General features: G+C 42.7%; 1 protein-coding gene and 1 pseudogene. Both read right to left on the bottom strand.

From position 1 onward, the window contains the following. A pseudogene (locus GXK58_RS26815) lies at positions 1–210 on the bottom strand (ATP-binding protein); the annotation flags it as partial. Next, on the bottom strand, positions 207–881 hold a 675-nt coding region (locus tag GXK58_RS26810; protein ID WP_442862511.1), incomplete at its 5' end, for a Mu transposase domain-containing protein. The gene GXK58_RS26810 and the pseudogene GXK58_RS26815, both read right to left, overlap by 4 nt.

The following is an 881-nucleotide window of genomic DNA, read 5'->3' as shown; positions in this document are numbered from 1 at the left end:
CTCGCTCCAGTCAAACGGCTTTCCTTTCACTTTCGGAAGCGTAGCCTGGTTTAACAGGAGGTTAACCTTGCGCTCTTCACGTTGCTGGATCTCTGCTTCAAAGAGCTTGAATAAATAATCCTGATTATTCGAGCCTTCTACTTCATGAAAATGTTCCTTGATCCAGCTCAGCTTCAATCGCTTTGCATAGGTTTTAATTTGCTCATTCATTGTGCGTCCACTCCTTTATGGAGCTGGTCATAATGATTGAGACCTCGCGTCGCTTCCGGTAGTTTAGGTAGCGTTATGTTTGGCTTAATTTCACTTCGGATTCCACGTCCGTTAATAAGTTGATAGAATACTTGTTTAATCGCATCCACGGAGGGATGCCCATGTTCAGAGGCAATGACCAGAGCTTTAGTAATAACACCGAAATCGTGGTCCTTCAAGATCACCGATAATAGTTTCAATGCTGCTGGTTTTTCGTCCACTGTACAAGCCTCAAAAAAACTTTTCCATTCTTCCGGAAGCTGTTCATAGAAACTGGTATATTTAAGTGCCGTAGGCCGTTTGGCCATCAAATTCAGATATGGCTGCCATTTCATAGACTTTCTGTATTGGCCATACAGTCGGGAATGGCTGACAACGAGTTGGTGATCCTCGTTTAAAATTTCCACTTTGCTATACGAGATTTTCACCAGGACCTTGCCTAGCGCATATCTTGGCGAAGTTGAATATAGGTTAAGATCCAACTTAATATAACCGTATTTATCGGCTTTCAAAGTCTCATACCTTACACATTCATATTCTTTAGCTGGCAATAGGAGGAAGGCTGCCCGATCTTCTTCGAATAACTCTGAAATCGCCCATTCCTTTTGGTAATGCTTCCTTTCGCGGTCTTT

It is taken from the genome of Bacillus sp. USDA818B3_A (genome assembly GCF_009928415.1).
In the GTDB taxonomy this organism is placed as follows: Bacteria; Bacillota; Bacilli; order Bacillales; family Cytobacillaceae; genus Neobacillus.
The sequence above is the reverse complement of the archived record's forward strand: the minus strand, read 5'-3'. Positions and strand labels throughout refer to the sequence as shown.